The 24,839-nt window shown below is 63.8% G+C and carries 27 protein-coding genes and 1 pseudogene; 19 read left to right on the plus strand and 9 right to left on the minus strand.

Annotated elements, in window-relative coordinates; all coding sequences use genetic code 11:
- Window positions 1–270: 270 nt before the first annotated feature.
- Entirely contained in the window at window positions 271–858 is a 588-nt protein-coding gene (locus ABIC09_RS21505; protein WP_354031562.1) for a PadR family transcriptional regulator, read from the minus strand.
- A gap of 204 nt (window positions 859–1,062) precedes the next feature.
- On the opposite strand from ABIC09_RS21505, the gene ABIC09_RS21510 reads away from it, so the two are divergent.
- The 5 genes from ABIC09_RS21510 to ABIC09_RS21530 are packed head-to-tail and all read left to right on the plus strand — an operon-like array spanning window position 1,063 to window position 7,069.
- Window positions 1,063–1,449, plus strand: a complete 387-nt coding sequence (locus ABIC09_RS21510; protein ID WP_148754422.1) for a nuclear transport factor 2 family protein — start codon at window positions 1,063–1,065, stop codon at window positions 1,447–1,449.
- A gap of 38 nt (window positions 1,450–1,487) precedes the next feature.
- Window positions 1,488–3,278, plus strand: coding sequence for an acyl-CoA dehydrogenase C-terminal domain-containing protein (locus tag ABIC09_RS21515; RefSeq protein ID WP_354110480.1), 1,791 nt, complete (start codon window positions 1,488–1,490; stop codon window positions 3,276–3,278).
- Window positions 3,279–3,287: 9 nt separating this feature from the next.
- On the plus strand, window positions 3,288–3,575 hold the full coding sequence (locus ABIC09_RS21520) for a hypothetical protein (RefSeq protein WP_354110481.1): 288 nt from the start codon (window positions 3,288–3,290) through the stop codon (window positions 3,573–3,575).
- 49 nt (window positions 3,576–3,624) lie between these two features.
- Window positions 3,625–4,833, plus strand: a complete 1,209-nt coding sequence (locus ABIC09_RS21525) for an acetyl-CoA C-acetyltransferase (RefSeq protein ID WP_354110482.1) — start codon at window positions 3,625–3,627, stop codon at window positions 4,831–4,833.
- A 19-nt stretch (window positions 4,834–4,852) separates the two neighbouring features.
- Complete coding sequence (locus tag ABIC09_RS21530) at window positions 4,853–7,069, plus strand: FAD-dependent oxidoreductase (protein ID WP_148754419.1); 2,217 nt, start codon at window positions 4,853–4,855, stop codon at window positions 7,067–7,069.
- 453 nt (window positions 7,070–7,522) lie between these two features.
- On the opposite strand, the gene ABIC09_RS21535 is transcribed toward ABIC09_RS21530, so the two are convergent.
- Both ABIC09_RS21535 and gstA read right to left on the minus strand, forming a co-directional pair.
- Window positions 7,523–7,831 carry a hypothetical protein gene (locus ABIC09_RS21535; protein WP_187435222.1) on the minus strand — a complete coding sequence of 103 codons (309 nt, stop codon included), beginning with the start codon at window positions 7,829–7,831 and terminating at the stop codon, window positions 7,523–7,525.
- 231 nt (window positions 7,832–8,062) lie between these two features.
- Window positions 8,063–8,677, minus strand: coding sequence for a glutathione transferase GstA (gene gstA, locus ABIC09_RS21540; protein WP_354031567.1), 615 nt, complete (start codon window positions 8,675–8,677; stop codon window positions 8,063–8,065).
- Window positions 8,678–8,803: 126 nt separating this feature from the next.
- Here gstA and ABIC09_RS21545 point away from each other — a divergent pair, with 126 nt between their 5' ends.
- The 3 genes from ABIC09_RS21545 (at window position 8,804) to ABIC09_RS21555 (ending at window position 11,520) form a co-directional block, all read left to right on the plus strand.
- Window positions 8,804–9,301: a MarR family winged helix-turn-helix transcriptional regulator gene (locus tag ABIC09_RS21545; RefSeq protein WP_128968787.1), complete on the plus strand. Its 498-nt coding sequence runs from the start codon at window positions 8,804–8,806 to the stop codon at window positions 9,299–9,301.
- A gap of 103 nt (window positions 9,302–9,404) precedes the next feature.
- Window positions 9,405–10,775 carry a glutamate--cysteine ligase gene (locus ABIC09_RS21550; protein WP_148754416.1) on the plus strand — a complete coding sequence of 457 codons (1,371 nt, stop codon included), beginning with the start codon at window positions 9,405–9,407 and terminating at the stop codon, window positions 10,773–10,775.
- 166 nt (window positions 10,776–10,941) lie between these two features.
- Window positions 10,942–11,520, plus strand: a complete 579-nt coding sequence (locus ABIC09_RS21555) for a PAN domain-containing protein (protein ID WP_354110483.1) — start codon at window positions 10,942–10,944, stop codon at window positions 11,518–11,520.
- Window positions 11,521–11,527: 7 nt separating this feature from the next.
- Here the strand turns inward: ABIC09_RS21555 and ABIC09_RS21560 are convergent, their stop codons facing one another.
- The 4 genes from ABIC09_RS21560 to tldD are packed head-to-tail and all read right to left on the minus strand — an operon-like array spanning window position 11,528 to window position 14,674.
- Window positions 11,528–12,094, minus strand: a complete 567-nt coding sequence (locus ABIC09_RS21560) for a nucleotidyltransferase family protein (RefSeq protein WP_354110577.1) — start codon at window positions 12,092–12,094, stop codon at window positions 11,528–11,530.
- 8 nt (window positions 12,095–12,102) lie between these two features.
- A complete protein-coding gene (locus ABIC09_RS21565) occupies window positions 12,103–12,450 on the minus strand; it encodes an MmcQ/YjbR family DNA-binding protein (RefSeq protein ID WP_354110484.1) in 348 nt (115 codons plus the stop codon).
- Between the two features lie 23 nt (window positions 12,451–12,473).
- The gene (gene lepB / locus ABIC09_RS21570; RefSeq protein WP_148754412.1) at window positions 12,474–13,250 is read right to left on the minus strand and encodes a signal peptidase I; all 777 of its coding nucleotides are present in this window, start codon (window positions 13,248–13,250) and stop codon (window positions 12,474–12,476) included.
- The gene (gene tldD / locus ABIC09_RS21575; RefSeq protein WP_354110485.1) at window positions 13,247–14,674 is read right to left on the minus strand and encodes a metalloprotease TldD; all 1,428 of its coding nucleotides are present in this window, start codon (window positions 14,672–14,674) and stop codon (window positions 13,247–13,249) included. The genes lepB and tldD overlap by 4 nt, the downstream gene beginning before the upstream one ends.
- Window positions 14,675–15,013: 339 nt before the next feature.
- On the opposite strand from tldD, the gene ABIC09_RS37465 reads away from it, so the two are divergent.
- Together ABIC09_RS37465 and ABIC09_RS21585 are read left to right on the plus strand one after the other, a co-directional pair.
- Window positions 15,014–15,151 (plus strand): DUF433 domain-containing protein, encoded by a 138-nt coding sequence (locus tag ABIC09_RS37465; protein WP_502917688.1) that lies wholly within the window; start codon window positions 15,014–15,016, stop codon window positions 15,149–15,151.
- Window positions 15,148–15,231: pseudogene (locus tag ABIC09_RS21585) on the plus strand (DUF5615 family PIN-like protein); the annotation flags it as partial. The gene ABIC09_RS37465 and the pseudogene ABIC09_RS21585, both read left to right, overlap by 4 nt.
- A gap of 192 nt (window positions 15,232–15,423) precedes the next feature.
- On the opposite strand, the gene ABIC09_RS21590 reads toward ABIC09_RS21585, so the two are convergent.
- A complete protein-coding gene (locus tag ABIC09_RS21590; protein ID WP_502916805.1) occupies window positions 15,424–15,957 on the minus strand; it encodes an invasion associated locus B family protein in 534 nt (177 codons plus the stop codon).
- A 448-nt stretch (window positions 15,958–16,405) separates the two neighbouring features.
- On the opposite strand from ABIC09_RS21590, the gene coxB reads away from it, so the two are divergent.
- The 9 genes from coxB (at window position 16,406) to ABIC09_RS21635 (ending at window position 23,489) form a co-directional block, all read left to right on the plus strand.
- Complete coding sequence (gene coxB, locus ABIC09_RS21595) at window positions 16,406–17,260, plus strand: cytochrome c oxidase subunit II (protein WP_148754408.1); 855 nt, start codon at window positions 16,406–16,408, stop codon at window positions 17,258–17,260.
- An 87-nt stretch (window positions 17,261–17,347) separates the two neighbouring features.
- Entirely contained in the window at window positions 17,348–18,964 is a 1,617-nt protein-coding gene (ctaD, locus tag ABIC09_RS21600) for a cytochrome c oxidase subunit I (RefSeq protein ID WP_148754407.1), read from the plus strand.
- Between the two features lie 60 nt (window positions 18,965–19,024).
- Window positions 19,025–19,969 (plus strand): heme o synthase, encoded by a 945-nt coding sequence (locus ABIC09_RS21605; protein WP_148754406.1) that lies wholly within the window; start codon window positions 19,025–19,027, stop codon window positions 19,967–19,969.
- A gap of 7 nt (window positions 19,970–19,976) precedes the next feature.
- Window positions 19,977–20,141, plus strand: coding sequence for a cytochrome c oxidase system small membrane protein (locus ABIC09_RS21610; RefSeq protein WP_148754405.1), 165 nt, complete (start codon window positions 19,977–19,979; stop codon window positions 20,139–20,141).
- A gap of 5 nt (window positions 20,142–20,146) precedes the next feature.
- Entirely contained in the window at window positions 20,147–20,794 is a 648-nt protein-coding gene (locus tag ABIC09_RS21615) for a cytochrome c oxidase assembly protein (protein WP_148754404.1), read from the plus strand.
- A gap of 64 nt (window positions 20,795–20,858) precedes the next feature.
- Complete coding sequence (locus ABIC09_RS21620; protein ID WP_148754403.1) at window positions 20,859–21,755, plus strand: cytochrome c oxidase subunit 3; 897 nt, start codon at window positions 20,859–20,861, stop codon at window positions 21,753–21,755.
- A 97-nt stretch (window positions 21,756–21,852) separates the two neighbouring features.
- Window positions 21,853–22,254 carry a DUF983 domain-containing protein gene (locus tag ABIC09_RS21625; RefSeq protein ID WP_354031572.1) on the plus strand — a complete coding sequence of 134 codons (402 nt, stop codon included), beginning with the start codon at window positions 21,853–21,855 and terminating at the stop codon, window positions 22,252–22,254.
- Window positions 22,251–23,015, plus strand: coding sequence for an SURF1 family protein (locus ABIC09_RS21630; RefSeq protein WP_354110486.1), 765 nt, complete (start codon window positions 22,251–22,253; stop codon window positions 23,013–23,015). Before ABIC09_RS21625 ends, ABIC09_RS21630 begins: the two co-directional genes overlap by 4 nt.
- Window positions 23,016–23,123: 108 nt before the next feature.
- Window positions 23,124–23,489, plus strand: a complete 366-nt coding sequence (locus ABIC09_RS21635; protein WP_148754400.1) for a nuclear transport factor 2 family protein — start codon at window positions 23,124–23,126, stop codon at window positions 23,487–23,489.
- Here the strand turns inward: ABIC09_RS21635 and ABIC09_RS21640 are convergent.
- Window positions 23,486–24,823, minus strand: coding sequence for a histidine kinase (locus ABIC09_RS21640; RefSeq protein ID WP_148754399.1), 1,338 nt, complete (start codon window positions 24,821–24,823; stop codon window positions 23,486–23,488). The two genes, ABIC09_RS21635 and ABIC09_RS21640, sit on opposite strands and share 4 nt — an antisense overlap.
- Between the last annotated feature and the right edge of the window lie 16 nt (window positions 24,824–24,839).

Genomic DNA, 24,839 nt, shown 5'->3' on the forward strand with positions numbered 1-24,839 from the left:
GGTCGTCTGCCTCGAAAACCGACTTTTTCCTGTTACGGTAAATAACGGGTTAAGGAACGCAGTCCCGGTGTCTTAAAGTTGGGCGGCGGGAAAGAGGGGGGCGCCGCCGGTGTCATGCTCCGCGAAAGCGGGGCATCCAGTACGCCGCAGCTCCCCGGCTCTAGCCGCGCCGCCTCTGGAATACTGGATCGCCCGCTCCAGTGCGCAAGTGCGCACAAGGCGGGCGATGACAGCGGAGGAAATGGCGAGAGCTCGCGTCGGGCCGGCCGCTCAGCCCTTCTCCCGCTTGCCGTCGTCCAGCGGGACCACCGTGCTCTTGCCGCTCATCGCCGACAGCGCCTCGAGCGCTTCCTCGCAGAAATCGGCCACCATCTGCTCGTGCCGCGCGCCGAGGCGGAGCAGCAGCAGATTGCCGAGGTCGAGCACATCAGATGCCGTCCCTTCCGGAAAACGCTTTTTCAGGATCCGCTCGTAATTCTCGTGCCGGTCGCGGTGATGCTCCAGGCGGTCCATCAGGTCGGTGCGGATGGGCTCGATGTCGATGCTGTCGAGCGCATGCAGCCGCACCAGCAGGTCGTCCTTGATCGAGGGCGGGGTGCTCGGTCGCGCGGACCAGTGCCGCAGCGCTGTTCGACCTTCCGGAGTAAGCGTATAGATGAGCTTATTGGGCTTGCCGGACTGGACGACCTCGCGGCCCTGGATGTAGCCGCGGTCGCGCAGCTTGGAGAGCTCGCGATAGATCTGCTGGTGGTCGGCCTTCCAGAAGAAGCCGATCGAGGAATCGAAGGTCTTGGCGAGCTCATAGCCCGTCATCGGACGTTCCGTCAGGCATGCGAGGATTGCGTCGCCCAGCGCCATATGACTTGCCTCCCTGTGACCTTAATCAAGCAGCTTGACTTTATGCGTATCGACGCATATGCGTCAATGTGCATATGCGGCCACCCAAGGTCGGAGCTCAAGAACCGACCAGAAAACGCAGCGGAATCAACCTCTCGCTACTGTGCATGGGGTTGTTTTCGAGTTCTTGCCAAGGCCTTTGATCCACGGGAGGCAATCCTGACAATGACCGGCCTCGACTCCTGGTACGCCTTCATGAAGTCCCATGATGCGAAAGCGCTCTGGGACCTGCTGCATCCTGACGCCATCTTCGAAAGCCCCGTCGTGCACTCGCCGCAGCGCGGACGCGACATCACCTTCAAATATCTCGCCAGCGCCGAGAAGGTGCTCGGCGGTCCCGGCTTCAGCTATGTCGGCGAGTGGACCAGCGCCGACGGCGCCGTGCTCGAATTCAAGACTGTGATCGATGGCATCGAGATCAACGGCGTCGACATCATCAGCTTCGATGCCGAGGGTCGGATCACCAATTTCAAGGTGATGGTGCGCCCGCTCAAGGCCATCAACATGCTGCATCGCCTGATGGCGGAGCAGCTCGCCGCTGCTCAATCATAATTCAGCATCATCACTTCAAGGCTTGCCGGGAGACCACCATGCCGATCTACAAAGCCCCCGTCGAAGACGTAAACTTCCTGCTCAACGACGTCTTCCAGATCGACCGCTACGACAATCTCGCCGGCTTCTCCGATGCGTCGAGCGACGTGCGCGAGGCGATCCTGGGCGAAGCCGCCAAGCTCGCCGAAGAGGTGCTCCAGCCGCTCAATCGTGTCGGCGATCTCGAAGGCTGCAAGCGCGCCGATGACGGCAGCGTCACCACGCCGAAGGGTTTCAAGGACGCCTTCAAGCAGGTGGCCGAGGGCGGCTGGCTTGGTCTGTCGGCACCGACCGAGTTCGGCGGCCAGGGCCTGCCGGTGACGCTCTCGCAGGCGGTCAACGAATTCCAGATCTCCGCCAACATGGCGTTCGCGATGTATGGCGGCCTCACCATGGGCGCGACCGCAGCGCTGATCGTTCATGGCACGCCGGAGCAGAAGCAGACCTACGTGCCGAAGATGGTGGCGGGCGAGTGGACCGGCACCATGAACCTGACCGAGCCGCAGTGCGGCACCGATCTCGGCATGCTCCGCACCAAGGCGGTGCGCCAGGCGGACGGCAGCTTTAAGATCACCGGCACCAAGATCTTCATCTCAGCCGGCGAGCATGACCTCGCCCCGAACATCATCCACCTCGTGCTCGCCCGCATCGAGGGCGCACCGGCCGGCATCAAGGGCGTGTCGCTGTTCGTGGTGCCCAAATTCCTGGTGAATGCCGACGGTTCGATCGGCGCTCGCAACGGCGTCGTCTGCGGCTCGATCGAGCACAAGATGGGCATCCACGGCAATTCGACCTGCGTGATGAATTACGACGGCGCCACCGGCTGGCTGATCGGCGAGGAGAACAAGGGCATGCAGGGCATGTTCGTGATGATGAACGAGGCCCGCCTCGGCGTCGCCGTTCAGGGCCTCGCGCAGTCCGAGGTCGCCTACCAGAACGCGGTCGCCTACGCCCGCGAGCGCATCCAGGGCCGTTCGCTCACCGGCGTGAAGGCGCCGGACAAGCCGGCCGACCCGATCATCGTGCATCCCGACGTGCGCCGCACGCTGCTCTCGATCCGCGCCTTCAACGAGGCCGCGCGCGCCTTCGTGATGTGGACCGCGCTGAAGAGCGACGTCGCCCATCGCTCCGAGGATCCGAAGGACCGTCAGGCCGCCGACGATCACATGGGCCTGATGACGCCGGTGCTGAAAGGCTTTCTCACCGATTACGGCTTCGCCAACGCGGTGCAGGCGCAGCAGATGTATGGCGGCCACGGCTACATCGCCGAGCAGGGCATGGAGCAGTTCGTGCGCGATGCGCGTATTGCGATGATCTATGAAGGCGCCAACGGCATCCAGGCGCTCGACCTCGTCGGCCGCAAGCTGCCGCGCGATGGCGGCCGCGCCATCATGGCATTCTTCGGCGAGGTCATGGCCTTCGCCAAGGAGAACGGCGGCGACGAGGCATTGAAGCCTTTCATCACTCCGCTCTCGGCTGCGCTCGGCCATCTCCAGCAGGCCACGACGTGGCTGATGCAGAACGCGATGGCGAAGCCGGACAATGCCGGCGCCGCCGCAACCGACTATCTCCATCTCTTCGGCTTCGTCGCGCTCGGTTACATGTGGGCGAAGATGGCGAAGGTGACGAATGCCAAGATTGCCGAGAGCGGGGCGACGCCCTATCTCTCGACCAAGCTCGTCACCGGCCGTTTCTTCATGGAGCGGATGCTGCCGGAGACCGCCGCCAATCTCGCGCGCATCCAGTCCGGCTGCGCCACCATCATGGAACTGCCGGCGGAAGCCTTCTGAGGAGTGTCGATGTCGGCAGCGGAGGTGATCGTTGCGGAGTTTCGTGCTTTCGGCGCGGGACTTCAGCGCGACAAGTTCTGTGTGCGATCTGCTCTGGATATAGTCGATCGCTGCGAGACGTCGGATGTCGGGATTCTCGGCATCGAGGGTTTCTATCTGACCGACACCACGACCACCCCCCAGTTCGATCACATCCTCGATCTGAGCACGGGGATGAAGGCTTATGACGTCGCGCGGCAATTCCTTCGTCACGGCGAGGGTCTGCCGCTGTTCTACGAATTCACGTTCCACGGATGACTTTTGACCGCAAGGCGGTCTTCGCAACAACTACAATCAGGAGGCTCCCATGGCAGATGCCTATATCTACGATCACGTTCGCACCCCCCGCGGCCGCGGCAAGGCGGACGGCGCGCTGCACGAAGTCACCGCGCTGGCGCTCGCCACCGTGCCGCTGAAGGCGCTGAAGGACCGCAACAATTTGCCGGAAGATTCCGTCGACGACGTCGTGCTCGGCGTGGTCGATCCGGTCGGCGAAGCCGGCTCCGACATCGCGCGCTTCGCTGCGCTCAAGGCAGGTCTCGGCGAGGCCGTCCCCGGCGTGCAGATCAACCGCTTCTGTGCTTCAGGCTTGGATGCCGTGAACTTTGCGGCCGCGCAGGTGATGAGCGGCCAGCATGAGCTCGTGATCGGCGGCGGTGCCGAATCGATGAGCCGCGTCGGCATCGGCGCCTCCGGCGGCGCCTGGCCGATGGATCCGTCGATGGCGGTGCCTGCCTACTTCATGCCGCAGGGCGTCTCGGCCGATCTGATCGCCACCAAATACGGCTTCTCGCGCGACGACGTCGATGCCTATGCCGTGCAGAGCCAGCAGCGCGCCGGCAAGGCCTGGGACGAAGGCCGCTTCAACAAGTCGGTGGTGCCGGTCAAGGATATCAACGGCCTCACCATCCTCGCCAAGGACGAGCATATGCGGCCCTCGACGACGATGCAGTCGCTCGCGCAGCTGCAGCCGTCGTTCACGATGATGGCGCAGATGGGCGGCTTTGACGGGGTCGCGGTGCAGTCGCATCCCGAAATCGAGCGCGTCAACTACGTGCACCATGCCGGCAACTCGTCGGGCATCGTTGACGGCGCCGGCGCCGTCTTGGTCGGCAGTAAGGAAGCGGGCTCGAAGTACGGCCTCAAGCCGCGCGCAAAAATCCGCGCATTTGCCAATATTGGCTCTGAGCCGGCGATGATGCTGACCGGTCCGGTCGACGTCACCGAGAAGCTGTTCGCACGCTCCGGCATGAAGACGTCGGATATCGACCTGTTCGAGCTCAACGAGGCCTTCGCTTCTGTCGTGCTGCGCTATATCCAGGCCTTCGACATCGACAACGCCAGGATCAACGTCAATGGCGGCGCGATCGCGCTTGGCCATCCGTTAGGGGCCACGGGCGCGATGATTTTGGGCACCGTGCTCGACGAGCTCGAGCGTACCAACAAGTCCACCGCCCTGGTCACGCTGTGCATCGGCGGCGGCATGGGCACCGCGACCATCATCGAGCGCGTGTAAGGGTAGGGGAGCAACCAACATGGCCTACAAGAACTTCAAGGTTGAGACCGATTCCGACGGCATCGCGCTCGTCACCTGGGACATACCGGGCCGTTCGATGAACGTGCTCGACGAGACCTCGACCAGCGAGCTTGACGCGATCGTTAAGGCAACCACCGCTGACGCCGCGGTGAAGGGCGTCGTCATCACCTCGGCGAAGGAGGCGTTCTGCGCCGGTGCCGATCTGTCGATGCTCGAAGGCATGAACCAGGCCTACGCAAAGGTCTTTGGGGAGCAGGGCGAGACCGCGGCGAACCAGATGCTGTTCGACCAGAGCCGCCGCTTCTCGCAGGTGCTGCGCTCGATCGAAACGTCAGGCAAGCCGTGGGCGGCCGCGATCAACGGCCTCGCGCTCGGCGGCGGTTTCGAGATCACGCTGTGCTGCCACTATCGCGTGGCGGCGGAGAATCCCAGGACGCGCCTCGGCCTGCCCGAGGTCAAGGTCGGCCTGTTCCCCGGCGCCGGTGGCACGCAGCGCGTGCCGCGCCTGGTGCCGCCGCAGGACGCCATGACGATTTTGCTCAAGGGCGATCCGGTCACAATCGAGAAGGCCAAGGCGCTGAACCTGATTCACGCCATCGTTCCGGCTGCCGATCTCGTCAAGGCGGCGAAGGATTGGATCAAGGGCGGCGGCAAGGCCGTCGCGCCCTGGGACGAGAAGGGTTTTAAGCTGCCCGGCGGTCCCGTGTTTTCCAAGGCCGGCATGATGATGTTCCCGGCCGGCAACGCCATCTATCGCCGCGAGACCTACGATAACTATCCGGCCGCGCGCGCGATCATGAGCTGCGTCTATGAAGGCCTGCAGTTGCCGATCGACGCGGCGCTTCGCGTCGAGTCGCGCTACTTCACCTCCGTGCTGCGCTCGAAGGAAGCGGCTGCGATGATTCGCAGCCTGTTCCTGTCGATGCAGGAGCTGAACAAGGGCGCGCGCCGTCCGAAGGACGTGCCCGCAACCAAGGTGAAGAAGGTCGCCGTGATCGGCGCTGGCTTCATGGGTGCGAGCGTCGGCTACGTCTCGGCCCGGGCGGGCCTCGACGTCGTCCTGATCGACCGCGACCAGGAGAGCGCCGACAAGGGGAAGGCGCATGCGCAGAAGGTGATCGAAGACCAGATCAAGAAGGGCCGCGCCAAGCCGACCGACGCCGAGGCGCTGCTCGCACGCATTACGCCGACGGCCGACTATGCCGCGTTGAAGGATGTCGACCTCGTGATCGAGGCCGTGTTCGAGGACCGCAAGGTCAAGGCGGAGACCTTTGCCAAGGCGCAGGAATATCTCAAGCCCGACGTGATCTTCGCGTCGAATACCTCGACGCTGCCAATCACCTCGCTCGCCGAGGGCTTCAAGGACCAGGGCAAGTTCGTCGGCATCCACTTCTTCTCGCCGGTCGAGAAGATGATGCTGGTCGAGATCATCAAGGGCAAGAACACCGGCGATGTCGCACTCGCGACCGCGCTCGATTACGTCCGGCAGATCGGCAAGACGCCGATCGTCGTCAACGACAGCCGCGGCTTCTTCGCCAACCGCTGCGTCGGCCGCTACGTCGCCGAAGGCAACGAGATGTTTTTGGAAGGCGTGCCGCCGGCGATGATCGAGAACTGCGCCAAGATGGCGGGCATGCCGGTCGGCCCACTCTCGCTCTCGGACGAAGTCGCGCTCGACCTCGGCCTCAAGATCATGAAGGCGACCGAAGCCGATCTCGGCCCCAACGCCATCAACCCCGACCAGAAGAAGCTGATGGTCGAGATGGTCGAGAAGCAGGGCCGCCTCGGCCGCAAGAACAGCAAGGGCTTCTACGACTATCCCGAGAAGGGCAAGGGCCAGAAGAGCCTGTGGCCGGGCCTGTCCGCGCTGCAGCCGAAGCAGCTCGATCCTGACACGCTCGACATCGAGGAGCTGAAGCAGCGCTTCCTGGTGGTGCAGGCGGTGGAGGCCGCGCGCACGGTCGAGGATCACGTCATCACCGACCCGCGCGAGGCCGATGTCGGCTCGATCCTCGGCTTCGGCTTCGCGCCATTCACCGGCGGCACGCTGTCCTACATCGATTTCATGGGCACGAAGAAGTTCGTCGAGCTCTGCCACAAGCTGGAGGCGAAATACGGCTCGCGCTTCACGCCGCCGAAGCTTCTCGAGGACATGGCTGCGAAAGGTGAAACTTTCTACGGCCGCTTCGCGCCGAAGAAAGCGGCTGCTGCCTGAACTCAGTGCGGTACCGGACATAACGGAAAGGCCGGATCATCGATCCGGCCTTTTTCACGTCCAGGCCCCTCATCACGGTTACGTCACGATGTTCCCGGGTTGTGGAACCCGTCACAGATTCCGCGTAGGAACCGTGCCAGAGTTGAGGGGCCGTTCTGTCGCGCAATTGTCATAGGCGCGTCAAAACAGCGCCGTTCTTTTGCTCGGTCTTGGCACCACTCTTGCTGATCGGCCGGGTAACGAACCCTGGTGGGACATTTGCCGCTTCCCTCGGCAAGTTGAAGACGAAATAAGAAAGTGTCCTCGATGAACTCTTTGGTGTTGCGGAAGACCGCGCTTGGTCGCGATCTCGCCGCGAAATATGCTGTTTCGCCTGCGCTCAGCCGCGTCTCGCCGCAACAGAAGCCGGCGCGTTTGCGCCGCAAGGGCCCGCTGTTCTGGGCAGCTTTGGCGCTACTTGTGCTCTCGGCGGATTTTCTGCTCGCTTGCTTCGCCTGGCTCGCCGTCGACCTCGTCATGGGTTGAGATCTCGCGCGCATGTAGAAAATAGGCTGCAGCGAAATAGGCGAGCTGGCAGACGGCAAGACAGATGGCGATGACGATCACACCGGCGATCATCCCGAATTCGTAAATGCGAAGAATTATCGCCAAGAAAACTGCGATTGACGGCGAGATCACAACCAGCGCCCAGATCCTGAAAACGTAACCTGTCGCTACTCCCACCAACGCACTTGCCACGATCAGAACGAAGGCAATCGTCAAGTTCAACTCCGATGAGAGTCCCAAATAATCTTCAACAATTCCGCCAAGTTCGCGCGCTTCGCGGGTACTGACAAGACAGCACCACTTACGTTCCGCGAACAGTAGTTCATAAGTCTTATGATAGGTACGATGATCCGGCGAAAAGGGGTTCGCCGCCCGCGCCGGTGCCTCTGCAAATAAAAAGGGCCGGATCGTCGACCCGGCCCCTGGGAGATCGATCCCTCTCGCGGCTCAAGCAGCCTGGATCAGCCCTTCCTTCTTCAAGGCCTCCTGCACCTTCGGCCGTGCGGCGACGCGGTCCTTGTAGGCGGTGAGGTGGGGCATCGCCGAGAGGTCGAACTTCATCCGGTCGCCCCAGGTCAGCATCGTGAAGAGATAGCCGTCGGCGACCGAGAACTGCTTGCCCATGAGGTAGTCGCGGCCGGCGAGCTCGCTGTCGATATGCTTCAGCTTGCCCATGACGCGGTCCTTGAAGAACGCCTTGGCTTCGTCGTTCAGGGCCGGTGCGAACAGCGGGCCAAAGCTCTTGTGCACCTCGGAGGTGAGGAAGTTCAGCCATTCGAGCAGCTTGTAGCGCTCCGAACTGTCGCGCGCGGGCGCCAGTGCCTTGGCCGGGGCCTTGTCGGCGATCATCTGGACAATGACCGGGCCTTCGGTCACGATCTCGCCGCTGTCGAGGCCCAGCGCGGGGACCTGACCCTTCGGATTGACCTTCAGATAGTCTTCACCGTTCTCGAGCTTCTTGGCCCGGATATCGACCTTGACCAGCTCGTAGGGCAGGTCGGCCTCCAGGAGCGCGATATGGGGAGACAGCGAGCAGGCGCCGGGCGAGTAATACAGTTTCATGGAATTTCCTCCTCTTGACGCTTGGTTGGGGCGAAAGAACGCCTACATGCACCTGCATGCAATAGTCAAGATTGATGCAGGTGCATCGAGTGGGGTAAGAAGCGGGCGACGAGTTTGAGCGGAACCATGAAACGCAAACCATCGACCGAGGCAACCAGTGCCTGGATCCGCCTGATGCGGGTGCAGAGCCGTGTGCTCGACTGCGTCGAGCAGGATCTGAAGAAGGCCGGGTTTCCACCACTGGCATGGTACGACGCGCTGCTCGAATTGTCGCGCGCGCCGAGCGGAGAGCTGCGCCCGGTGGAGCTCGAGCGGCAGATGCTGATCCCGCAATACTCCACCTCGCGCCTGATCGACCGCCTGGTCGACGAGGGGCTCGCCTCGCGGCGCGAATGCAAGATCGACAAGCGCGGCCAATTCGTCGAGATCACGGAGGCCGGCCGCGAGTTGCAGAAGCGGATGTGGGGCGCCTATTCGGCCGCGATCGAGAAATATGTCGGCTCGAAGCTGTCCGATGCCGATGCCGTCAAGCTCAGCGGTCTGCTCGACCGCCTGGGCTGCTCATGCGGCGAGATGAAGCTGCCGCCCGTCGTCAACGTCAACGAATCCTCGCCGTCGCGATGACCGCGCGGCAAACCAGCACGTCCGCGCGCCCGGTGGGTTCGTGGACCATCCCGTCACCCGCGCGCATTCGATCGAAGCGCTTCTGATTAGAGTTTGATTTGATATGGCGCGAGACCAGATCGATATGACGCCGCTGCAATCGCGCGACGAGCTCGTTGCGTGGTTCGAGGCCGGTTGCAAGGACCCGTCCGAATTCCGTATGGGCACCGAGCACGAGAAGACGCCGTTCACGCTCGAGGGCCACCGTCCGGTGCCTTATGAGGGCGCGCGCGGCATCGGCGCACTGCTCGAAGGCATGAAGCTCCTGCTCGGCTGGGAGCCGATCATGGAGAAGGGCAACATCATCGGCCTCTACGACGTCACCGGCGGCGGCGCGATCTCGCTCGAGCCCGGCGGACAGTTCGAGCTCTCCGGCGCGCCGGTCGAGAACGTGCACCAGACCCAGAGCGAGCTGATGGCGCATCTGGCGCAGGTGCGCGAGATCGCGACCCCGCTCGGCATCGGATTTCTTGGTCTCGGCATGACGCCGTCCTGGTCGCGCACCGACATCCCGGTGATGCCCAAGGGCCGCTACAAGATCATGACCAATTACATGCCGAAGGTCGGTCAATACGGCCTCGACATGATGTACCGGACCTGCACGGTGCAGACCAATCTCGACTTCTCGTCCGAAGCCGACATGGTCAAGAAGCTGCGCGTCTCGCTGGCGCTGCAGCCGGTCGCGACCGCTCTGTTCGCCAATTCGCCCTTCACGGAGGGCAAGCCGAACGGCTTCCTGTCCTTCCGCTCCGAGATCTGGCGCGACACCGACAATGCGCGCGCCGGCATGATGCCGTGGGCGTTCGAGGACGGCATGGGTTTCGAGCGCTATGTCGATTATGCGCTCGACGTGCCCATGTATTTCGTCAAGCGCGGCGAGGATTACATCGACGTGTCGGGCTCCTCGTTCCGCGCCTTCTTCGACGGCCGCAACAACAATCTGCCCGGCGAGCGTCCCACCCTGTCGGACTGGGCCAACCATCTCTCGACGATCTTCCCGGAAGTGCGGCTCAAGCGCTATCTCGAGATGCGCGGCTCCGATGGCGGCCCGTGGGGCCGTCTGCCGGCGCTGTCTGCGTTCTGGGCCGGGCTGCTCTATGACGACGTGTCGCTCGACGCCGCTTGGGACCTCGTGAAGCACTGGACCGCGCCTGAGCGCCAGGCCCTGCGCGACGACGTGCCGCGCTTCGGCTTCAAGGCGCGGATCAAGGACCGCTATCTGTTCGAGATCGCCAAGGAGTGCCTCGTTCTGGCACATGCGGGCCTGCGTCGCCGTGGCCGCATCGACGCGATCGGTCGCGACGAGACCCGGCATCTGGAGCCGCTCGACCGCATCATCGATTCCGGCCGAACCCCGGCCGAGGAGATGCTCGAGAAGTTTAACGGCGCCTGGAACGGCTCGGTGGAACCGGCCTACTCGGAATACGCGTTCTAGCGCGCGTTCGAGCATGATCTTCGCGGAAAACCCGCGTCACACTTTTCCGGATCATGCTTTAGGCCAACGATCAGGCTTTAGGCCGTTCATCGCCCATACAGGTTTGCGGCGATCAAATGACCGGCCGAAAAACCTGAGCGCCGTCAATAACTCGAAAGCTGTTCCGATGGGGAAGGGCCGCCTGCCTGGGGCCGCCAGGGCCAAGGCCTTGGCCAGCGTCGTGGCTTGCGTCGCGCTGCTGTCGCTCGCCTTTGCGAGCGGGCCTGCGCGCGCTCAGACGGCGTTCGACCGGCCCGGCGGCGACTATTTCAACGCGCCGGTGACGTCAGGCGATCCCGAGGATTGCGCGCTGCTCTGCGAGCGCGATCGCAAATGTCGATCGTGGAGCTTCAGCTATCCCGACATCGACGGCGCCGCGGCGGTGTGCTGGCTCAAGAGTACCGTGCCGCCGCGACAGCCCGCCAATTGCTGTATCTCCGGCGTGCGCGGCGCCGGCGTGATCGAGCCGCGCGTCGAGGGCGTGGAGACCTCGATCGACCGCCCCGGTGGGGACTTGCGCAATTTCGACCTCAAGGAAGGCGAAGGCGAAGACGTCTGCAAGGCCGCCTGCACCGCCGACAACAAATGCCGCGCCTTCACCTATGCCCGTCCCGGCTATACGGGCCGAGAAGCGCGCTGCTTCCTGAAAAAGGACATCAAGCCCCCGCGGCGCAAGGCGGGGTTCACGTCGGGCGTGGTGAGATAGGCTCGGATCACTCCGCCGCTATCACCGCAAGCTCCGGCCATAGCGCCTTCCATCTTTCCGCCTTCACCAAATAACTCGCCGCGGAGAAATTCGGGCCGGGATTGGGACGCGCAATCAGGCCCGCGATGTCTTCGAAACCATGCGGTGCATAGACCTCAAGACCGCCGCCTTCGCGCCTGACCCCCACTTGCGTATTCTGCGTGAGGAAACGGTCAATACCGTCAGTTGAGCACGACAGGGGCGGATAAGGCAGGGCGTGCTTGGTCGGGTACCATAGATGCACGCGGGCCTGATTGCGGGTCTCGATCTTGACGCCGAGATGATCGAAGCGCGCGTTGACGTTGCGGATCACTGCGTCCTCCGCCTCCCAGGAGGTGTCAGGATCGAAGTAAAATACGTCGTAATCGGCGATGCCGTGGTCGACAGCGCGGCCGGTGAGGACATTCCACACCGTCTGCACCAGGCATCCCGAGACCAGCCACGCATCCGGCAGCGCGAGGCGGTCGAGCTCGTCAACGATCGCGACGTTGACCGGGTTCTCCAGCGCCAGCGCGAGAAAGCGGGCCTCATCCATCGCGTGCGTCACGCGCCCTCGCGCGCATCAAAATCGGCTCGCACTGCCTTCGATGCCAGCGCGCGCCAACGCCGGCGCAGAAGCGGCTCCACGGTCGCGCGCCTGGCTTTGGACAGGCGGATCAGCACGATCGGATAGTCTCGGTAGTGATCGGTGAAATAGAAAATCTTCGGCTGGCTCTCGACCAGCATCGCACGCTCGTCGACCGGGACATCCGGCATCACCAGGCTGTCGCCATCCTCTTTCAGACGCGCCAGCATCTTCTTGCGCACTTTCAGCGCCGGCGTGCCGTAAGAGGTGCTGTCCTCGACCTCCGGCCACGTCAGCGCGAATTTTCTGACGTCGTCGAAGGTCATTGGATCAACGCCTGGGGATCAGCTCAGCGCACGGCGGTGAAGAACCGCGCGAGGCGGAAGCCGGAGAGCCAGGTCCACACCGGCTGGCCGCGCATGCCGAGATCCCAGGAGCCGAGCACGGCATCGGCACGGCCGACGAGATTGTCGACCGGCAGCAGGCCGACGCCGCCGGAGCGCAGCGGCACGCGGCTGTCGGCCGAGTTGTCTCTGTTATCGCCGAGCACGAACAGATGTCCGGCCGGCACCGTCACTTCCTGCGTGTTGTCGAGCGGACCGTTGTCGCGCATCTTGAAGATCAGGTGCTTGACGCCGTTCGGCAGCGTCTCGACATAGCGGTAGGCAGGCTCGCTGCCGCCATTGTCGTCCTCGGCGGCACCGACGCCATCCGGCTTGAGCTCGGCGGGACGGTCGTTGATGAAGAGCTGCCCCTGTCGCATCTGGATGCGGTCACCGGGCAAACCCACGACGCGCTTGACCCAGGCCTGCGAGCGGTCGCCGGGCCAGCGGAACACCACGACGTCGCCTTGCTTCGGCGTCTCCGCGAAGACGCGGCCGGTTTCCGGCAGGTTGATCTGGATCGGCAGCGACGAGGTGCCGTAGCCATAGGGGAATTTCGAAGCCAGCAGGGCGTCGCCGATCAGCAGCGTCGGCTCCATCGAGCCCGACGGCACGTAGAACGGCTCGGCCAGCGCGCCCTTGGCGATGAAGACGGCGGCGACGATGCCGGCGAGCTGCATGAGCTGACCGGCCCAGCCGCTGCTCTTCCGCTTGGCGGGGACAGTTACCTTCTCAACGCTCATGCGCCCGTTCCACCCACTGTAATGCGCTCCATCAATAGTGACGGCTGGCCGACGCCGACCGGCACGCCCTGGCCGTTCTTGCCGCAGGTGCCGATGCCGGTATCGAGCGCGAGATCGTTGCCGATCATGCGGATGCGATGCAGGTCGGTCGGCCCGTTGCCGATCAGCATAGCGCCCTTCAGCGGCGCGCCGATCTTGCCGTTCTCGATCTTGTAGGCCTCGGTGCACTGGAAGACGTATTTGCCCGAGGTGATGTCAACCTGTCCGCCGCCGAAATTCGCGGCAAACACGCCGTTCTTCACCGAAGCGAGAATCTCGGCCGGATCGCGGTCGCCAGGGAGCATGTAGGTGTTGGTCATGCGCGGCATCGGCACATGGGCATAGCCCTGGCGGCGGCCGTTGCCGGTCGGCTTCATGTTCATCAACCGCGCGTTCTGGCGGTCCTGCATGTAGCCGACCAGGATGCCGTCCTCGATCAGCACGGTGCGATTGGTCGGCGTGCCCTCGTCGTCGATCGACAGCGAGCCGCGGCGCGAGGCAATGGTGCCGTCGTCGACCACGGTGACGCCCTTGGCCGCGACCTGCTGGCCCATCAGGCCCGCAAACGCAGACGTCTTCTTGCGGTTGAAGTCGCCCTCGAGGCCATGACCGACCGCTTCATGCAGCATCACGCCGGGCCAGCCGGCGCCGAGCACGACGTCCATCTCGCCGGCAGGGGCGGGAATTGATTCCAGGTTGACCAGCGCTTCGCGTAGCGCACCGTCAGCGGCGTCGCGCCAGTTCTTGCTCTCGATGAATTCGGCATAGCCGGCGCGGCCGCCATAACCCTTGCTGCCGCTCTCCTGGCGGTCGCCCTGGCCGGCGACGACGGAGACGTTGACGCGCACCAGCGGTCTGATGTCGCGATAGCTCTCGCCGTCGGGACGCAGGATCTCGACGACCTGCCAGGTCGCACCCAGGCTGACGCTGACCTGCCGCACCCGCGCATCCTTGTCGCGCAGATAGGCGTCGATTTCGGCGAGCAGCTTTACTTTCGTCTCGAAGCCCGGCGCGTCCAGCGGATTGTCGTCGGAATACAGCCGCACATTGGTATGCGCCGGCGGGGCGGCAAAGCTGCCGGAATAGCCGCCGCGGACGGCGGCCACCGCGTCGGCGGCACGAATCAGCGCCGGCAGCGATACGTCGGAGGAATGCGCATAGCCGACCGCATCGTCCTTGACCGCGCGCAGGCCAAATCCTTGCGAGGTGTCATAGGTCGCCTGCTTCAGCCGCCCATTGTCGAACATCAGCGCTTCGGTCTGGCTGTATTCCAGGAACAATTCGCCATCGTCGGCACCGGCAAGGCCGCGCGCGACCTCATGGCGAACCTGGTCGCGGTCGAGATTGGCGCGGTCGAGCAGGGAGGTTGTGGCGGGATTTGTCATGCGTCCGTCCGTTATCGGGGGGATGTGAGGCAAGATAATGGTTTTGGACTGGTTCCGCGAGGGGCGGACCGTCACATTACGGAAACGACATGATGTGAGCCGGGACCGAGAAGCTAATCAAGTAATTCCAGGACTGGGCTGCTCTGCCGAGGGCGCTGAAGCAATCTCACCATTTGATCGTCCTTTGCCGCGGGGATACGAGATCGTGCCTGGCAGTTGGGATCGTGCTGCAACGAGCGCGGAACGGTGCTATGCTGTCAGCATGAAATATCAGGACGTCATCTCCATCGAGCCAGGCAAGCGCGGGGGCCGTCCCTGTATTCGCCACATGCGGCAGATGTGCTCGGTTGGCTAGCTGCCGGCCAGAGTCATGCACAAATTCTCGACGATTTCCCGGAATTGACCGAGGATGACATCCGCGCGTGCCTCTCCTACGCCGCCGATCGCGAGAGGCGGTTGATCACCGCGCCGATATGAAGCTGCTGTTCGATCAGAACCTCAGTTTCAAGCTCTGTCAAACGATTGTCGATCTCTTTCCGGAGTCCAGTCACGTCCGGCCCCTGGGGTTGTCTGAAGTTGCCGATCGCGTGCTTTGGGACTTTGCCAAGGCCAAGGGATCCGGCTACGTGCCGGCAATCAAACGACGGTCGAGATTGCCAATTTGCTCCGTCGACATGCGGAGACAATCCTTTCCTTCGAAAGCGACGACGCGGCTTGCCTCGAGATCTACTGAGCCATCCGCAGCGGCCCTACGGCAGCTTGTCATAACCCTCGCCGAGCCCGTTCAGGCTGAGCGGGAAGCCGATGCCTTCCTCGGGCGTCTCGAAGATGATGAAGGTCGCCGTCTTGGCGTTGCGGAGCTGGCCGAGCAGCTTGTCGTCCATGACGACCTCGGCGACGCAGCCATTGGGCAGGCAGCGGACGAAGCCGGCGCGGCCGACGTCCTGATTGTCGAGCTTCAGCCCGAGGCCCGAGGGCAGCAGCACGCCGAGGGGGGCAACCACCCGCATCAGGCGGCTCTTCTGGTCGGCGGTCTTGAGCACGATCACGGTGAGGCCGGCGTTGGAGCGGTCTTCCGCCACCACGCTCTGGATCAAGGCGCATTGCTCGGCCTGGGCGCCGGGCGGGGTGTCGCAGCGGATCTGCCAGTCGCCATGGACGGAGCGCACCGCGCCCTGCGCATGGGCGAGGGTGGGCAGGGCTAGGAAAAGGGCGACAGCCAGGAGGCTGATCAGCGCCAAAAGGCGGTTAACCGGCCTTGCCATGCATCTCGAAAGCCCCATCGGGGTCGGTCCCTCTGCTCGCTTGGGTCGCTCGCGCTGGTGGACTGATACGGCAATGACGGCGTCTTGAAGGCAATTCCCAAGCAAATCCCGCGCCGCCCTGGCCCGCCATCGCCGGCACGAATCAGGTTCCTGCGCAACTGTCCGCCAGTGCCTACCGCGGGCAATTCAGCTGTCAAGCCGCGGCATCCCGGGAAATGGTATTTTTGTCTGATGTTGCTGGGAAATATCTTGCGGGTGATGGCAGACGGAGAGGCCTCAAGACTGCATTGCGATAGATCAAGAATTATGGTTTGAGAGGCTTGATTTCGGCGTTTGAGCGATCTGGCCCCAATTCCTCTTAGAGGTATTCTTGAGCGGCGGTTTGTCGGACGGGCGGGTCGAATAAGCATTTCCCGGAAATAGGGCAATGCACCTGGGGTGATTTCGTAAGGGGAGCGCGAGCGGCATGAGGATGTCGAAGAGTCGGGTGGGCCGGCATTTGCTGGGATTGGCCACCATCGCCTTGGTGGCGGCTGGCATCACGCTGGCGACGGGCGGCGCGGCATTCGCCGAGCTCGGGCAGCCGGCGCCGTGGGAATGGCACCTCCAGGCCTCCGGGTCTCCGGTGATGGACAATATCGTCTGGTTTCACGACTTCTTGTCCGTGCTGATCATCGCGATCACGCTGTTCGTGCTGGCGCTGCTCGTGATCGTGGTGGTGAAGTTCAATTCGAAGGCCAATCCGGTGCCGTCGCGGACCACCCACAACACGCTGATCGAGGTGGCGTGGACCCTGGTCCCGGTGCTCATTCTGGTCGGCATCGCCGTGCCGTCGTTCCGCCTGCTGTTCCTTGAGCTCGATGTGCCGAAGGCGGACCTGACCATCAAGGCCACCGGCAAGCAGTGGTACTGGTCCTACGCCTATCCGGACAACGGCAAGTTCGAATTCGATTCGCTGATGGCCCAGGACAAGCAGCCCCGGCTGCTCGGCGTCGACAACGAGATGGTGGTGCCCGTCAACAAGGTGATCCGCGTCCAGGTCACCGGCGCCGACGTTATCCACGCCTTTGCGATGCCGGCTTTCGGCGTCAAGATCGACGCCATCCCGGGCCGGTTGAACGAGACCTGGTTCAAGGCCACCAAGACCGGCATGTTCTACGGCCAGTGCTCGGAATTGTGCGGCAAGGACCATGCCTTCATGCCGATCGCCATTCGCGTGGTGAACGACCAGGAGTTCGCCTCCTGGGTTGAATCGGCGAAGAAAAAATATGCGAGCGGCGGCACCAGCACTTTCGCCTCCGCAGCCGGCCCGACGCAGTAAGCGCCGGGCGACGGCTTGAGGGACTGAAGGCGACATAAAGGGCGGGACCTCCCAAGGTCCGAATGGGACGCAAGGCAGGATTTGAAAATGGCAACCAGCGCAGCGGCACACGGCGATCACGCGCATGACCACGAGCACGCCCATCCCACCGGATGGCGGCGCTACGTCTATTCGACCAACCACAAGGACATCGGCACGATGTACCTGATCTTCGCGGTCATCGCCGGCGTCATCGGTGCCGCGATGTCGATCGCGATCCGTGCCGAGTTGATGTTTCCGGGCGTGCAGATATTCCACGAGACGCACACCTATAACGTGTTCGTGACCTCGCACGGCCTGATCATGATCTTCTTCATGGTCATGCCCGCGATGATCGGCGGTTTCGGCAACTGGTTCGTGCCGCTGATGATCGGTGCGCCTGATATGGCGTTCCCGCGCATGAACAACATCTCGTTCTGGCTGCTGCCGGCCTCCTTCGGTCTGCTGCTGATGTCGACCTTCGTCGAGGGCGAGCCCGGCGCGAACGGCGTCGGCGCCGGCTGGACCATGTATGTGCCGCTGTCGAGCACCGGTCACCCGGGCCCGGCCGTCGACTTCGCGATCCTGTCGCTGCATCTGGCGGGTGCCTCGTCGATCCTCGGCGCCATCAACTTCATCACCACGATCTTCAACATGCGCGCGCCGGGCATGACCCTGCACAAGATGCCGCTGTTCGTGTGGTCGATCCTGGTGACGGTGTTCCTGCTGCTGTTGTCGCTGCCGGTTCTCGCCGGTGCGATCACCATGCTGCTCACCGACCGCAATTTCGGCACGACGTTCTTCGCGCCCGACGGCGGCGGCGACCCCGTGCTGTTCCAGCATCTGTTCTGGTTCTTCGGTCACCCCGAGGTGTACATCCTGATCCTGCCCGGCTTCGGCATGATCAGCCAGATCGTCTCGACCTTCTCGCGCAAGCCGGTGTTCGGCTATCTCGGCATGGCCTACGCCATGGTCGCGATCGGCGGCATCGGCTTCGTGGTGTGGGCGCACCACATGTACACGGTCGGCATGTCCAGTGCGACGCAGGCCTATTTCGTCGCCGCCACGATGGTGATCGCGGTTCCGACCGGCGTGAAGATATTCTCCTGGATCGCCACGATGTGGGGCGGCTCGATCGATTTCCGCGCCCCGATGATCTGGGCGGTGGGCTTCATCTTCCTGTTCACGGTCGGCGGCGTCACCGGCGTCGTGCTGGCGAATGCCGGTGTCGATCGCGTGCTCCAGGAGACCTACTACGTCGTCGCGCACTTCCACTACGTGCTGTCGCTCGGCGCGGTGTTCGCGATCTTCGCCGGCTGGTACTACTGGTTCCCGAAGATGTCGGGCTACATGTACAACGAGACGCTGGCCAAGGCGCACTTCTGGTTCACCTTCGTCGGCGTCAATCTGGTGTTCTTCCCGCAGCACTTCCTCGGCCTGTCGGGCATGCCGCGCCGCTATGTCGATTATCCGGATGCGTTCGCGGGCTGGAACCTGATCTCGTCGATCGGCTCCTACATCTCCGGATTCGGCGTGCTGATCTTCCTCTATTGCGTGTTCGACGCCTTCATGAAAAAGGTCCCGGCGGGCGACAATCCCTGGGGTGCGGGCGCCACCACGCTGGAGTGGACGCTGCCCTCGCCGCCGCCCTTCCATCAGTTCGAAGTGCTGCCCCGCGTGCAGTAAGCCAGCTCCCGCGGCGCCCGAGACGGGCGCCGCGGCTCTATCACGAAGCGAGTGAAATTAGTGTCCGTCCTCGACCAGAACGCCATCGACATCAATCCCCGCATCTCCGAGGCGGAGGTTGGCGATTACCTCGCGCTGCTGAAGCCGCGGGTGATGTCGCTCGTGATCTTCACCGCGCTGGTCGGGATGGCGATGGCGCCGGGACACTTCCACTGGGTGCTCGCGATCACCTCGCTGCTCTGCATCGCGGTCGGCGCCGGCGCTTCCGGCGCGCTCAACATGGCGCTCGAGGGCGACATCGACGCCAAGATGTCGCGCACGGCGAACCGCCCGATCCCGCGCGGCCGCATCACCCGGCCCGAGGCGATGGCGTTCGGCATGACGCTCGCCTTCTTCTCGGTGATGACGCTCGGCATCCTCGTCAACTGGATCGCGGGCGCGCTGCTTGCCTTCACCATCTTCTTCTACGTCGTGATCTACACGATGGGCCTGAAGCGCCGGACCGCGCAGAACATCGTGATCGGCGGCGCCGCCGGTGCGCTGCCGCCGGTGGTGGCCTGGGCCGCGGTAACAGGCACGGTCGACGTCGAGCCGCTGCTGCTGTTCGCCATCATCTTCTTCTGGACGCCGCCGCACTTCTGGGCGCTGGCGCTGTTCCGCTCCGACGATTACGCGCGCGCCGGCATTCCAATGCTGCCCAATGTCGCCGGCCCCGATGCGACCCGTCTCCAGATCCTGCTCTACACCATCGTGCTGATCGCAGTGGCTGCCGCGCCCTGGGCGCTCGGCTATTTCGACGCCATCTACGGCGTGACCTCGCTGGTGCTCGGCGCCGGCATGCTGGTGCTCGCCATCAACGTCTATCTCCGTCGTGAGCGCAGCCAGTCGTTGCGCGCGACGCGAAAGCTGTTTGCCTTCTCGATCCTGTATCTGTTCGCGCTGTTCGCGACCTTGCTGGCCGAGGTCGTGTACCGGGCGCTTGCTCCGATGGTTGGGGGCGCATGAGGCAGGAATGGCTGACAAACCAGAGCCAGATGGAATCGTCCTCACCGAGGCGCAGAAGAAGAGCCGTCGTCAGCGCTCGATCGCGATCGCGCTCGCGCTCGGTGTGCTCGTCATCCTGTTTTTCGCCGTCACCATGGTCAAGGGACCGGCGGTTCTAGTGCGGCCAATGTGAGAGAGATGGATCGAGAGCCGGCCATATCGCAGGACGTGACCCCAAAGGCGGTGCGCCGTGGTTTGGGGCGCGACGCCCTGGTCGCCTCGATCTGCGGCGGCGTGGTCGCGCTGATGGTCGGCGCGTCCTATGCGGCGGTGCCGTTCTACAACTGGTTCTGCCGCGCCACCGGCTTCAACGGCACGACCCAGGTCGCGACCTCGGCGCCTGCCACCGGCCCGATCGCACGCAAGATCGTGGTGCGTTTCGATTCCAACGTCGCGCCGGGCCTGCCCTGGAAGTTCGAGCCGGAGCAGACCGAGGTCGAGGTCAATATCGGCCAGGTCACCACGATCTATTACACCGTGACCAACCAGGCCGCGCGGACCACCGCAGGGCAAGCCGCCTACAACGTCGCGCCGCTCACGGTCGGATCCTATTTCCAGAAGATCAACTGCTTCTGCTTCACCGAGCAGACCATGGCGCCCGGCGAGAAGCGCGAGATGCCCGTGGTGTTCTACGTCGATCCGTCGATCGTCGACGACCACGACAATGACGGGCTCGGCACCATCACGCTATCCTACACGTTCTATCCGGTGAAGGATCCGGTGGTGAAGCCGCTCGCATCCGGCGATGACAACAAACGCAAGGGAAATCTCCAGCCGCCGGGTTGACGCTCAGGGGTTGGACTAAGGGGATAGGTGCCGGACAGGCACGGGATTGAGGAGACAGACCGCAATGGCTACCGCGCAAGGCAAGCATCACGACTACCACCTGGTCGATCCTTCTCCGTGGCCGGCGGTCGGCTCCGTCTCGGCCTTCATCATGGCGGTCGGCGCGATCACCTGGATGCACCACATGGTCTCGGCCGCGCCGATCATCTTCGGTGTCGGCACCGTCGGCGTGCTCTACACCATGGCGAGCTGGTGGGGCGATGTGATCAAGGAAGCCCAGTACAAGGGCGACCATACCAGGGTCGTGCAGATCAGCCATCGCTACGGCATGATCCTGTTCATCGCCTCCGAGGTGATGTTCTTCGTTGCCTGGTTCTGGGCTTATTTCAACGCAGCGCTGTTTCCCGCCGATGCCGTCCACGCCACCCGTGACGCCGTGTTCGGCTGCGGCCTCGGCACTGCGGCCGGCGCCTGCTCGGTGCCGGGCACCTGGCCGCCGCACGGCATCGAGACCTTCGATCCCTGGCATCTGCCGCTGCTGAACACGCTGATCCTGCTCACCTCCGGCACCACGGTCACCTGGGCGCATCATGCGCTGCTCGAGAACGATCGCCAGGGCCTGAAGTATGGCCTGATCCTCACCGTCCTCCTGGGCGCGACCTTCACCTGCGTGCAGGCCTATGAGTACAGCCACGCGGCGTTCTCGTTCGGCGGCAACGTCTACGGCGCGACCTTCTTCATGGCGACCGGCTTCCACGGTTTCCATGTGCTGGTCGGCACCATCTTCCTGCTGGTCTGCCTGTTCCGCGCCTATGCCGGTCACTTCTCGCCGACGCAGCATCTCGGCTTCGAGTTCGCTGCCTGGTACTGGCACTTCGTCGACGTGGTGTGGCTGTTCCTGTTCCTGTGCATCTATGTCTGGGGACACGGCGCCGAGACCATGGCCCACGGCGCGCACTGAGCCGTAGCCAATCGATCTGGAAAGGGCGGCCGGCAGGGCCGCCCTTTTGTTTTCCGGCGGCCGAGGCCCAACTGAAACTGTGATAGACTTGCGCGTCATGAACGAACCTGCCGGAACTCCCGAGCCCCAGCCCGCCGTCCTGCAAAGCGCACTGCGCGGGCTCGCGTGCAAATGCCCGCGTTGCGGTGTGGGCAAGCTCTATGCGGGCTTCCTCACGCTCGCGCCATCCTGTAACCGCTGTGGCCTCGACTACGCCTTCATCGACGCCGGCGACGGCCCGGCCATCTTCATCATCATGCTGGCCGGCGCGATCGTGGTCGGCTGCGCGCTCGTCGTCGAGGTCAAGTACCAGCCGCCGTACTGGCTGCATGCAGTGCTGTGGCTGCCGCTGATCCTCGCAACCACGCTTCTGCCACTGCGCTCGATGAAATCGCTGCTGATCGCGCTGCAATTCCACCACAAGGCAGCACCTGGCCGGCTGGTCGACCGCGCGAAATGAGCGAGCCTGCGCGCACGCCCCGCGTGGCCGGCTTCACGCTGTTCACGCTTCTCCTGACCGCGGCTTTCGTCGCGCTCGGTGTCTGGCAATTGCAGCGCCGCACCGCCAAGCACGAGCTGATCGCCGCACTCACCGAGCGTCTCGCGGCGACGCCGATCGCGCTGCCGCCGCCGGCGCAATGGGCGGCGCTGACGCCCGCGCGCGACGAATTTCACCGCGTCAGCTTCACGGCGACTTATGCCGCCGCGCCGGATGCGATGGTCTATTCGTCGGGCTCCGCCGTGCGCAAGGATGCCTCCGGCCCCGGCACATGGGCCTTCCTGCCGGCGCGGCTGCCGGGCGGCGAGATCGTCGTGATCGATGCGGGCTTCGTCGAGAACACGATGCAGGAGCGCAGCGTCGAGGATCGCGCCGTGAAGAACCTCGTGACCGGTGCGCCGGTCGCGCTCACCGGCTATCTGCGCTTCCCGGAAGAGCCAGGCTGGCTCACGCCGGCCGCAAACCGGGACAAGCGGCTATGGTTCGTGCGCGATCATCCGGCGATCGCAAGCGCGCTCGGCTGGGGCACGACCGCGCCGTTCTACGTCGATCTCGAACAGCCGGCGCCCGAGAACAACATTCCACGTCCCGGGCCGCTGGACGTGAATTTGAAAGACGACCATCTGCAATACGCCATCACCTGGTTCGCGCTTGCAGGCGCCGTGCTGATTGCATTCGGCGTCTGGGTGAGGGGACGACGGCAGAGCGGCGCAAACCCGTAGGTTCCCGGTGGGAACCCGGAATCGTCCGGGCTTTATTATTCAGCGCATATTCACGAGGGTGATCTTAAGCCGTTTCTGATTTTTTCCGCGGCAAACAGGATTGCTGGCGTGCGCGATTTCGATCAGATGGGACTTGTTGTCGATTGGGTGGATGCCTGCCGCAGGGGCGACCTCGCGACGCTGCTCGACCTCTATGCCGACGATGGCGAGGTGGAATGCGCGTGCAACGGCACGCATCTCTATCGCGGCCGGCGCGAGCTCGAAACCTATTGGGGACCAAAACTCAGTGCCTTCTCCTCGGCGGGCTTCGGCCTGGAGGAGATCCATCCCGCGCACAACGGCATCGATCTGGAATATTCCGTCGCGGGCGCGCTGCATATCCGCGCTACGTTCCGCTTCAGCGCGGAAGGCAAGATCCACAGCATGCTGTGCAAGCCGGCGCCGCAGGGCTCGCACGATTGCGGCGCGTGCTAGCCTGAGACCGGGTCGCGGATTTCGCCGAGCGGAAGGCGGCAGCGCACATAGGTTCGATCGTCCGCGCGCAGCAGTGACAGCGATCCGCTGAGCGCGCGCACGCGTTCATGCATGCCGGTCAGGCCGCGGCCGAAGACATTGTCGGCGGGAAAGCCGCTACCATCGTCGGAGACCTCGACCGCGAGCATATCGCCGGCAATCGCCGTCTCCACATGGGCGTTGCGTGCTCCGGCGTGGCGCAGCACGTTGGTCAAGGTCTCCTGGATCACGCGGTAGACGGTTTGGGCCAGCGGCCCGTCGATCCCGTTGAGATCAGGATCGATCGTTGCGGTGAGGCCGATATGCGGCGCCTGCCTGCGAAAATTCCGGAGTAGCGTCTGCACGCTGGCCTCGAGCCCCAATTCCTCGATGTAGAGCGGCCGCAGCCGGTCGAGGATGCGGCGGTTGGTTTGCTGCAGTGCCTCGACCGATCGCATCACCTCCTGCACGGAGTTGCCGGGATTTCCTGTCTGCAGCGAGGCCTCGCTCAGCGCGATCGTGCCGGCACGGATGCTGAACAGCAGCGGGCCGAGCTCGTCATGCAGCTCGCGAGCGAGATCGCGCCGCTCGTTGTCCTGGAGCGACACCAAGCGGTGCAACAGGTCGCGATTGTCCTGGCTCAATTGCGCGAGCGTTGCGGCAAGCGCATTGGCTTCCTCGCAGCTCTGCCGGATTTCCGGCGGGCCTGAGACCGGAATCGGCGTAGCATAATCGCCGCTCCGGATACGGGTCAGACCTGCGCCGAGATTTTGCAGGGGCCGTAGCGCGGATCCTGCAAAAAGATGGGCGATCGTTCCGGTCAGCACCATCAGCACTGCGACGAGACTCGTCAGTGCCAGAAAGCCGATCCATTTCTCAAACAGGTCGGCCGACAGGTCGGGCATGAACACAATATCGCCGATGTGCCTGCCGTCGATGATGACGGGGGACGCCGCGTCTATGTCGGGGATGGCAATCAGGTCCACAAACCATTGCGGAACGCCATGCACATCCTGCAGGCCGTTCCGCACGGGAGGCGAGGCACCCGCTTCCACCGGTCGGAATTGGATATCAGAGGCGGTGCCCAAAGAACTGACAAATGCGTCGAGCATCTTCCGCGGATTGTCTGACACGCTCAGGGTGCTGTTGAGCGCGACAGCGACGGCCTGGGTCGAGCGTCGACCAGGCTCATTCTCGTCCGCCAATTGGCCGGCCGCGAAGGTCTGGAGCAGCACGCCGCCCATCGCCAGCGCGGCAACAAAGCTCATGCCGAGAGGCAGAAACAGCTGGGTCCTGAACGAAAGTCGGTGCCACATTAGGTCAATTCTAACG

This window comes from Bradyrhizobium sp. S3.12.5 (assembly GCF_040548225.1).
In the GTDB taxonomy this organism is placed as follows: Bacteria; Pseudomonadota; Alphaproteobacteria; order Rhizobiales; family Xanthobacteraceae; genus Bradyrhizobium; species Bradyrhizobium cytisi.

Coding starts and splice junctions, on each gene's coding strand:
- ABIC09_RS21620 (WP_148754403.1), top strand. CDS start 20,859: ATGGCTACCGCGCAAGGCAAGCATCACGACTACCACCTGGTCGATCCT.
- gstA (WP_354031567.1), bottom strand. CDS start 8,677: ATGAAACTGTATTACTCGCCCGGCGCCTGCTCGCTGTCTCCCCATATC.
- ABIC09_RS21590 (WP_502916805.1), bottom strand. CDS start 15,957: ATGGGGCTTTCGAGATGCATGGCAAGGCCGGTTAACCGCCTTTTGGCG.
- ABIC09_RS21550 (WP_148754416.1), top strand. CDS start 9,405: ATGGCGCGAGACCAGATCGATATGACGCCGCTGCAATCGCGCGACGAG.
- lepB (WP_148754412.1), bottom strand. CDS start 13,250: ATGAGCGTTGAGAAGGTAACTGTCCCCGCCAAGCGGAAGAGCAGCGGC.
- coxB (WP_148754408.1), top strand. CDS start 16,406: ATGAGGATGTCGAAGAGTCGGGTGGGCCGGCATTTGCTGGGATTGGCC.
- ABIC09_RS21510 (WP_148754422.1), top strand. CDS start 1,063: ATGACCGGCCTCGACTCCTGGTACGCCTTCATGAAGTCCCATGATGCG.
- ABIC09_RS21625 (WP_354031572.1), top strand. CDS start 21,853: ATGAACGAACCTGCCGGAACTCCCGAGCCCCAGCCCGCCGTCCTGCAA.
- ABIC09_RS21560 (WP_354110577.1), bottom strand. CDS start 12,094: ATGGATGAGGCCCGCTTTCTCGCGCTGGCGCTGGAGAACCCGGTCAAC.
- ABIC09_RS21525 (WP_354110482.1), top strand. CDS start 3,625: ATGGCAGATGCCTATATCTACGATCACGTTCGCACCCCCCGCGGCCGC.
- ABIC09_RS21505 (WP_354031562.1), bottom strand. CDS start 858: ATGGCGCTGGGCGACGCAATCCTCGCATGCCTGACGGAACGTCCGATG.
- ABIC09_RS21530 (WP_148754419.1), top strand. CDS start 4,853: ATGGCCTACAAGAACTTCAAGGTTGAGACCGATTCCGACGGCATCGCG.
- ABIC09_RS21610 (WP_148754405.1), top strand. CDS start 19,977: ATGGCTGACAAACCAGAGCCAGATGGAATCGTCCTCACCGAGGCGCAG.
- ABIC09_RS21630 (WP_354110486.1), top strand. CDS start 22,251: ATGAGCGAGCCTGCGCGCACGCCCCGCGTGGCCGGCTTCACGCTGTTC.
- ABIC09_RS21545 (WP_128968787.1), top strand. CDS start 8,804: ATGAAACGCAAACCATCGACCGAGGCAACCAGTGCCTGGATCCGCCTG.
- ABIC09_RS21515 (WP_354110480.1), top strand. CDS start 1,488: ATGCCGATCTACAAAGCCCCCGTCGAAGACGTAAACTTCCTGCTCAAC.
- ABIC09_RS21640 (WP_148754399.1), bottom strand. CDS start 24,823: ATGTGGCACCGACTTTCGTTCAGGACCCAGCTGTTTCTGCCTCTCGGC.
- ABIC09_RS21520 (WP_354110481.1), top strand. CDS start 3,288: ATGTCGGCAGCGGAGGTGATCGTTGCGGAGTTTCGTGCTTTCGGCGCG.
- ABIC09_RS21555 (WP_354110483.1), top strand. CDS start 10,942: ATGGGGAAGGGCCGCCTGCCTGGGGCCGCCAGGGCCAAGGCCTTGGCC.
- ABIC09_RS21565 (WP_354110484.1), bottom strand. CDS start 12,450: ATGACCTTCGACGACGTCAGAAAATTCGCGCTGACGTGGCCGGAGGTC.
- tldD (WP_354110485.1), bottom strand. CDS start 14,674: ATGACAAATCCCGCCACAACCTCCCTGCTCGACCGCGCCAATCTCGAC.
- ABIC09_RS21615 (WP_148754404.1), top strand. CDS start 20,147: ATGGATCGAGAGCCGGCCATATCGCAGGACGTGACCCCAAAGGCGGTG.
- ctaD (WP_148754407.1), top strand. CDS start 17,348: ATGGCAACCAGCGCAGCGGCACACGGCGATCACGCGCATGACCACGAG.